The organism is Streptomyces sp. 8K308 (assembly GCF_004348315.1).
Lineage (GTDB): Bacteria > Actinomycetota > Actinomycetes > Streptomycetales > Streptomycetaceae > Streptomyces.
The window spans coordinates 1-6,795 of sequence record NZ_SMKC01000367.1; the positions used below are offsets into that span (position 1 = coordinate 1).

General features: G+C 71.2%; 8 protein-coding genes and 2 pseudogenes. 4 read left to right on the plus strand and 6 right to left on the minus strand.

Features of this window, described 5'->3' with window-relative positions:
- Positions 1-344 (plus strand): annotated as a pseudogene (locus tag E1265_RS31305) (chloramphenicol phosphotransferase CPT family protein); the annotation flags it as partial.
- Here E1265_RS31305 and E1265_RS31310 read toward each other — a convergent pair.
- Positions 296-1,081, minus strand: a complete 786-nt coding sequence (locus tag E1265_RS31310; RefSeq protein ID WP_132934352.1) for an SDR family NAD(P)-dependent oxidoreductase — start codon at positions 1,079-1,081, stop codon at positions 296-298. The pseudogene E1265_RS31305 and the gene E1265_RS31310 overlap by 49 nt on opposite strands.
- 88 nt (positions 1,082-1,169) lie before the next feature.
- Here E1265_RS31310 and E1265_RS31315 point away from each other — a divergent pair, with 88 nt between their 5' ends.
- The gene (locus E1265_RS31315; RefSeq protein ID WP_132934353.1) at positions 1,170-2,021 is read left to right on the plus strand and encodes a helix-turn-helix transcriptional regulator; all 852 of its coding nucleotides are present in this window, start codon (positions 1,170-1,172) and stop codon (positions 2,019-2,021) included.
- 39 nt (positions 2,022-2,060) lie between these two features.
- Here the strand turns inward: E1265_RS31315 and E1265_RS31320 are convergent.
- Both E1265_RS31320 and E1265_RS31325 read right to left on the minus strand, forming a co-directional pair.
- Positions 2,061-2,331 (minus strand): annotated as a pseudogene (locus E1265_RS31320) (aldo/keto reductase); the annotation flags it as partial.
- Between the two features lie 12 nt (positions 2,332-2,343).
- A complete protein-coding gene (locus tag E1265_RS31325; protein WP_243741242.1) occupies positions 2,344-3,237 on the minus strand; it encodes an NAD(P)H-binding protein in 894 nt (297 codons plus the stop codon).
- A 34-nt stretch (positions 3,238-3,271) separates the two neighbouring features.
- Here E1265_RS31325 and E1265_RS31330 point away from each other — a divergent pair, with 34 nt between their 5' ends.
- A complete protein-coding gene (locus E1265_RS31330) occupies positions 3,272-3,835 on the plus strand; it encodes a TetR/AcrR family transcriptional regulator (RefSeq protein ID WP_132934354.1) in 564 nt (187 codons plus the stop codon).
- Positions 3,836-3,969: 134 nt separating this feature from the next.
- Here the strand turns inward: E1265_RS31330 and E1265_RS31335 are convergent, their stop codons facing one another.
- From E1265_RS31335 to E1265_RS31345, 3 genes are all read right to left on the minus strand, one after another.
- On the minus strand, positions 3,970-5,097 hold the full coding sequence (locus E1265_RS31335) for a methyltransferase domain-containing protein (RefSeq protein ID WP_243741243.1): 1,128 nt from the start codon (positions 5,095-5,097) through the stop codon (positions 3,970-3,972).
- Positions 5,098-5,304: 207 nt separating this feature from the next.
- Positions 5,305-5,499, minus strand: coding sequence for a DUF397 domain-containing protein (locus tag E1265_RS31340; protein ID WP_132934355.1), 195 nt, complete (start codon positions 5,497-5,499; stop codon positions 5,305-5,307).
- A complete protein-coding gene (locus tag E1265_RS31345) occupies positions 5,486-6,391 on the minus strand; it encodes a helix-turn-helix transcriptional regulator (protein ID WP_132934356.1) in 906 nt (301 codons plus the stop codon). Before E1265_RS31345 ends, E1265_RS31340 begins: the two co-directional genes overlap by 14 nt.
- A gap of 118 nt (positions 6,392-6,509) precedes the next feature.
- On the opposite strand from E1265_RS31345, the gene E1265_RS31350 reads away from it, so the two are divergent.
- On the plus strand, positions 6,510-6,795 hold a 286-nt coding region (locus tag E1265_RS31350; RefSeq protein ID WP_132934357.1), incomplete at its 3' end, for an ATP-binding protein.

The following is a 6,795-nucleotide window of genomic DNA, read 5'->3' on the forward strand; positions in this document are numbered from 1 at the left end:
TGGCGGCCATGGCCGGGGCCGGCGGGCGGGTCATCGTCGACGAGGTCTTCCTCGGCGGCGCCGAATCCCAGCGGCGCTGGACGACCGCCCTCGGCGGGCTCGACGTGCTGTGGGTCGGCGTCCGGTGCGACCCCGCGGTCGCCGAGGCCCGCGAGGCCGCCAGGGGCGACCGGGTCGGCGGCATGGCCAGGACCCAGGCTGAGCTCGTGCACCGCGGCGTGGTCTACGACCTGGAGGTGGACACCACCCGCACCGAGGCCCTGGAGTGCGCCCGCCGGATCGCCGCCCGCGTCCGTCAGAGGACGATGCCGCCGTCCACCGGGAGGACCACGCCGGTCACATAGGAGGCGCGGTCGCTCAGCAGCCAGGCGGCGGCCTCGGCGATCTCCTCCGGGTCGGCGGCGCGGCCGAGCGGGGTGCGCTGGTTGAGCTGGTCGATGACCCCCGGGGACTCCGCCTCCCAGTCCCGCAGCATCTCGGTCAGCGTCGTGCCTGGCGCGATGGCGTTGACGCGGATGCCCTCCCGGCCGTAGGTGGCGGCCGCCGACTCGGTGAGGCTGTTGACGGCGCGCTTGGTGGCCCCGTACGCGGGCAGCTGCGGATTGGCCATGAGGCCGCCGACGCTCGATGTGTTGACGATGGCGCCCGCGCCGGCGGTGGCCCTGATGGCCGCGACCTCGGCCGCCATGGCCGCCCAGGTGCCCCTGAGGTTGACGGCGTAGACCCGGTCGAAGTCGGCCTCCCGCACCTGGTCGAGCGGCCCGGGCGGCACCCCGGCGGCGCCGTTGTTGAAGGCGACGTCGAGGCGGCCGTGCAGCGCCACGACCCGGTCGACGGCGGCGCGGACGCCGGCCGGGTCGGCCAGGTCGCACACCACGTGGTCGGCGGTGCCGCCCGCCGCTCTGACCTCCTCGGTCACGGCCTTCAGTTGCGCCTCCGTGCGGGCCGCGAGCACCACCCGCGCGCCCTCGCGGGCGAACAGCCGCGCCGCGGCGGCCCCGATGCCGCGCCCGGCGCCCGTGATGAGCGCGACCTTGCCGTCCAGCAACCCGACCGTCCCTGTGTTCCTCGTGTTGTCCATGGCCACGAGCCTGCGCGTGGCCCGCCCGCTCAGCCAGGCACTGGCGGTACCTGGCTGAGCCCCGCGCGCCCGCCACACACTGGACACCATGGACAGACGCGAGCTGGCCGGCTTCCTGCGCAGCCGGCGGGAACGGATCACCCCGGCCGACGTCGGGCTGCCCGCCGGCGGCCGGCGCCGCACGCCGGGGCTGCGGCGCGAGGAGGTGGCGCAGCTGGCGTTCATCTCGACCGAGTACTACACCCGGCTCGAACAGGCCCGCGCCCCGCGCCCCTCCCGCGAGGTGCTGACCGGGGTCGCCCGCGCCCTGCGGCTGTCCGACGCGGAACGCGACCACCTCCACCACCTGGCCGGCGCCCCGCCAGGACCGCCCCCCGGGCCGCCGCGCGAGGTGCGGCAGAGCATCCTCGACCTGCTCGACCGGCTGCCGCAGGCCGCCGCGGTCGTGCTGTCCGCGACCTACGAGGTCATCGCCTGGAACGACCTCGCGGCCGCCCTAATGGAGGACTTCTCCGCCCTCCCCCGCCGGGACCGCAACCTGCTGCGCCGCGCGTTCCTCACCGGCTGGTCGGGGGCCGCGCCCCCGTACGGCCTGGCGGAGTCCGCCGAGTTCGCCCGCAACGCCGCCTCCCACCTCCGCGCCACCGCCGCCCGCTACCCGGACGACCCGGAGGTCGCCGAGCTGGTCCGCGACCTGCTGGCCGGCAGCGAGGAGTTCGGCCGCCTGTGGGCCTCCCACGACGTGTGCGCCCTGCCCGATCTGTGCAAGTCCTTCCACCACCCGCTCGTCGGCCGGATCACCGTCAACTGCGACGTCCTGGACATCGCCGACCGCGACCAGCGCGTGGTGATCTACACCGCCGCCCCCGGCTCCCCCTCGGCCGAGGCGCTCCGCCTGCTGTCGGTGGTGGGCACGCAGCGGATGGACGTGCCGGGCTGAGGCGGATGCGAACGCGGAACCCGGGGACGCCACGGACGGTCACGTCGCCTGGCCGCCGGAGAGGAGCGCCAGCTCCGCCTCGGAGAGGCGCGGCGCGCCTGCCGCCAGGTTCTCGGCCAGGTGGTCGGGGTTGCCGGTGCCGGTGATGGGGAGCACGTGCTCGCCCTGGTGCAGCGTCCAGGCCAGCCTGACCTGGGCGGGCGAGGCGCCGTGGGCGCGGGCGAGCGGCCAGCACCTCCGGCCGCTCCGCCCCGGTGGCCCCCGCCTCGCGGCCCTCGCCGGCGATCGAGAAGAACGGCACGGAGGCGATGCGCAGCGGCCTTCAGGTGAAGTCGGCGACGTGGTCCTGGGCCCACTGGCGGTAGGTGCGGGCTGGGGTTCCGGTCACCTGCTTGAGTGTGAGGTAGTCGGCGTCGTCCGGGGGGGCGCTGGTCTCGTGAGGCTCGTCGACGGCCCCTTCGATGCCGTCGTAGCTTTCGAAGCCGAACAGGAAGTCCGCGTTCGCGGCGGCGAAGCCGCCTTGGGCCTGGTAGAAGGAGCGGGCTTGCTGGGGGGAGACTTCGTCGAGTGCGATCTGCTCCCCGATCGCGTCTGCGATCGTCGCCACCTGCTCGCGCTTGGTCAGCACGTCTGGTCCGATAATCGTGTCGACGCGCCTGCGGCGATGGGGGTCGAGCAGATCGGCGAGGACGACGTCGGCGATGTCGGCCTCATGGATGGGATGTCCGATCTGATCGGGAAAGGGCTCGACGACGCGACGGTCTGCCTTGATCGACGGCCCCCAGACGAGGAGCGCGTTGGTCGCGAACTCGCCGGGCCGCACGATCGTCCACTCCAACCCCGAGGCTCTGACGGCCTGTTCGACGACCGTGTGGTATGTGGTGTCGTAGCCCGCTGTGACCGCTGCTGAGGAGACCACTACCACATGCTCGATACCGGCGAGTCTCGCGCGGGTGACGATGTCTTCGACGGTGTCAGGAGCGACGATCAGCACGAGCTGCCTCGCGCCATCGAACGCCGCCTCCAACGTCGACGGCGCATCGAGGTCGCCGAAGACCACCTCCGCCCCCTGGGGAAGCGAGACCTGGTGCGGATGCCGTGACACCGCGCGAACCGGCAGGCCCGCTTCCAGTAGCCCCGCCACGGCCAGCCGACCAACGACTCCGGTCGCGCCCGTGACGACAACGAGATCTCCAGACTCCTTTTGATACATCATCGTCTCAATGTAGGGCGCCAAGTATCATGCCGCAATGGATCTTTCACCACAGCGCGCCCGTACCCGTCAGGCAATCCTCGATGCCGCGGCAGCGCAGTGGTCCCGTGATCCCACCGCGAGCCTGGGCGACATCGCCGCCGTCGCAGGAGTGGGGCGAGCGACCATTCACCGGTACTTCTCCGACCGTCACGTTCTCCACGCCGCGCTCGTGTCGGATTCATGGCGAACGCTGCGCGCGGTGGTCGAAGACGCCGGCCCGGCCACGGGCTCCGCGCTGGAAGTGATCCAGAGGATCGTCACGGCCATGGTGCACGCCGGTGACCGAGTGCGCTTCCTATTCACCGCTACCGAGGGAACACCCGCCGAAGCCGACGCCGGCATCGCCAAGGAGGTCGACGACATCCTCCTCGCCGAGATCGACCGCGGCCAGCGCGAAGGCACGCTCGACGCGGCGGTTCCGGCCAGATGGATCGAACTGATGATCTGGAGCGCCGTCTACACGGGCCTACAAGCAGTCTCCGATGGCCTCATACCCCGACACGGGGCGGACCAACTGATCCGCCGAACTCTCCGACGAGCATTTGGCGACGCCCCATAACACCAGCCCTCCTCGTCTGATGCCCCATCCCCCTGCGGCAGATCCACTCATTGTGTTGGGAGTTCTCAGGGGTGCCAGCCGAACCGGGCCAAGGACTACGCACGTTCCCGCATAGTCCCGTCTGTCTGGCCCGGCTAGCCGGGCGAGTCGAGCCAGAACGACGAGCCGTCAGGGGTGGCGGTGAGCCCGAAGCGGTCGACGGCCGGTCGGGCCTGGGTGTCCCAGCGCTGCCAGGCGGTCGCGACCTCGTCCCAGAGGCGGCGCGGGCCGAACTGGGCGACGCGGAACTGCCGGCCGTCGTGGTCGACGGCGGCCCAGGACGTGGCGTCATCGGCGGCGAGCCAGAGGCGGACGGCGGCCTCTTCCGTCTCCGTGTCCCACGAGTGCCAGACGTCAGGGACCGCCAGGCCGATGGCGAACTGGGCGGCGAGGTCGTGGCCGGCGACCGCCCAGGGGGAGACGCGGGTGGTCGAGACCTCCGGCCGCTGGCCCGGGCGCAGCACGTCCCGCATCAGCTCCACGTCCGCGCGCTGGCCACGCGTCCTCATCTCCATGTAGGAGCCGAAGGGCGCGAACCGGCCGGTGGCGGTGCCGTCCTCGTTCCTGGTCGCGATGAGGGTGCCGAACGGGCACCACGCGCTACTCCACGGCGCGACGATCCGGCCGCCGGACCGCACCTGCTCGAGCCAGGCCGGCGGCAGGGATCGCACCGAGCAGCCCGCGATGAGCAGGTCGTAGGGCGCGCCGTCCGACCAGCCGAGGGCGCCGTCCCCGCACACCACGTGCGGCGTGTAGCCGGCGCGCTTGAGGTTGGCGCGCGCCTGGTCGGCGAGACCTGGATCCAACTCGACCGTGGCCACGTGCTCATCGCCGAGCCGGTGACACAGCAGCCCCGTGTTGAATCCAGTGCCGGTACCGATCTCCAACGCCCGCATGCTGTCGGTTGGTTCGGCGGCCTCCAGCATGCGCACCACCGTGCTTGGCGCCGAGGCCGACGACTCGGGCACGTCGTCGCTCAGCCGCGTGACCACCGGCTCGTCGCCGTAGGCCGCGTCCCACCAACGCACGGGCTCGTTGGCACGATCGCAGCGGGCATAGGCGCCCTCGCCGTCTCGCAGCCAGACGCGATCCGGCAGGAAGAGGTGCCGTGGCACGGCACGCAGCGCCCGCGCCCACTCGGCCGGGGGCGCGTGCCCCAACCGGGCGGCGGTGCCGGTGATCAGCCGCTCAACGGGAGCCGCCGCCGGAGGTTCCACCCTCACCTTCCTGGCCGTCGTCCTTGGGTTTCGGGGGGCGTTGGGTCTCGGACAACGGCGGAGGGATCGGGCGGTCCGGCTGGTGGCCGTCGTCCCCGACAGGGCTCCGGTGTTTCCTCTCCGCTGGTGGTCGCATCGGTGCCCTCCCCATTGCGTGCTGTCCGGGAACGACGCTAGCCGCGACCACAATCGGCGACAACGGCGCACGGAGCGCTACCCGCGCGAGGTCCACCCGCCGCCCTTGATGGCGGCCAGCATGGCCGCCACCCGGGCGGGGCGGGCCGTGAGGACGGCGGCCGGGTCGTCGCTCTCACGGAGGAGGAGTGATCCAGCGGCGGTGGCCAGTTCTACGCAGTCCTGGTCAGGGGAGTCGCTGAAGCTGGACTTCTGCCACTCAGAACCGGCCATGGATCGTCTCCTTCAACGAGTACAGCAGGTACTGCGCCAGTCCCAAGCTGCCCTCACCCGGGGCGCTTCGAGGGTCGAGTGGCGCCAGGGCCACCCTAGCCAAGCGGGCGAAGTGCGCGGTGAACTCTTCGAGTTGGCGTTGCTCGGTGAGGAACATCATGCTGATCGGCTGCTCCAGGTTGACCGTGCGCAGCTCTGGTGACCAGGCGTCGTAGATGGTGAAGGCGCCTCGTGCGGAGGGATTGGTCGGCGCGCCGTACGGAACGATCTGGAGCGTGATGTTCGGGGAACGAGCCGCCTCGATCAGGTACTCAAGCTGGTCCACCATGACCTTCGGGTCAATGAAGCCCATGCGGAACACCCCCTCGCGGATGATCGCGTGGCACGTGGCCGGATCGTCTCGGACCAGGATGGCCTGGCGTCGGCGACGGATCTCCGCGTAGCGTTCAAGGGACTCGGCGGGGTAATCACCGGCCCAACCGTGGAAGAGTTCTCGGGTGTACTCCGGGGTCTGCAGCAGCCCCGGCACGTACAACCAGTGGAACGTGCGCACCGTGGTCGCGGAATCCTCCAGCTCAACGAGGTCGAGCAGCCCGGGATTCGCGAACCGCCGGTACTCCGACCACCAACCTCGGCCGTCCGACTCCGCCATGGCGACGAGACCATCGACGAGCCGCCGACCGGTGCAGCCGTAGAGCTCGGTCAGTGAACGCGCCTTGTCGACCGAGATGTTGGTGCGCCCGGCCTCGATGTTGCTCATGTAGGCCCGGCTGACGCCGATGTGTTCGCCCGCCTCTGCGGCGGAGAGGCCGGTGGACTCGCGCAGCCGTTGCAGTTCCTGCCCGAGGCGGCGCTGCCGCTGGGTCGGGTTGGTTCGAAAGTCCCATGCGATAAAGACTCACCGAAGGGATGTCACGTACCCAAGACGATCGCGCAAGCTTTACTCCACGGAGTGAGAACCCCGGTGAAGGTGATACATGACATCCCGGGTCGGCTCTATGGTCTCGCCCATGATCCGCACATTCCGATTCGTCACGCAGAACGCGCCCGACGCCGCCAAGTTGGCCCGCGACCACGTCGTATGGCTGCTGCGGCACGCCAACTCGCCCGTTGAGGAAGAGAACGCGCGGCTGCTCGTCTCCGAGGTGGTGACCAACGCGCACCAGCACACCGCCTCGCCGCTCATCGCGCTGACCACGGTGATCCGGCCGGCCGGGCTGCACGTGGAGGTGTTCGACAGCAGCCGGGCGTCGCTGCCTGCGCCGGCAGCCGTACCGCTCGAAGGGGAGGGTGGGC